Source organism: Mesorhizobium sp. M0808 (genome assembly GCF_040320025.1).
Lineage (GTDB): Bacteria > Pseudomonadota > Alphaproteobacteria > Rhizobiales > Rhizobiaceae > Mesorhizobium.
Map to the genome: position 1 here is coordinate 1 of NZ_JAMYOX010000135.1, position 658 is coordinate 658.

At 65.7% G+C, this 658-nt stretch carries 1 protein-coding gene; it reads right to left on the minus strand.

What is annotated here, in order from left to right; genetic code table 11:
* Window positions 1-658 (minus strand): IS91 family transposase (locus NKI25_RS36320; protein ID WP_353000988.1); only part of this gene is annotated, 658 nt, incomplete at both ends.

Sequence of the window (658 nt, forward strand, 5' to 3'; positions counted from 1 at the left end):
TCTTCTTCTTGAGCGGTGCCAGGAATTTAGCAAAGGCGCGCTTGTCGCCGAGGCCAGCATTGTCGCCGAAGAACCTCAGCCGGCCGGCGGCATGGGCATCAGTAAGCTTGGCCAGCAAGAGCCGCCGGAACAGTCTTGAGAGCACGCGCACGGGCAGGAGGAAGCCGGGCCGGCAGGACACCCACCGCTCACCATCGAGCGCGATGCCGCCGCCGGGCACGATCATGTGGACATGCGGATGATGGGTCATCGCCGAGCCCCAGCTATGCAGCACGGCGGTGATGCCGATGCGGGCGCCGAGATGTTTTGGATCGGCGGCGATGGTGAGCATCGCTTCCGAGGCGGCGCGGAACAACAGGTCGTAGATCACCGCCTTGTTGGGATAGGCGATGTCGGCGATCTCGGCCGGCAGCGTGAAGACGACGTGGAAGTAGCCGACCGGCAAGAGATCGGCCTCGCGTGCGGCGAGCCATTCCCTTGCCGCCGCGCCTTGGCACCTTGGACAGTGTCTATTCCTGCAGCTGTTATACGCAATGCGACTGTGGCCGCAGTCCTCGCACGCCTCGACATGACCGCCAAGCGCCGCGGTGCGGCAGGTCTCGATCGCCGACATCACCTTCAGCTGGCCGAGGCTCAAGTGGCCGGCCTGGGCCGCGCG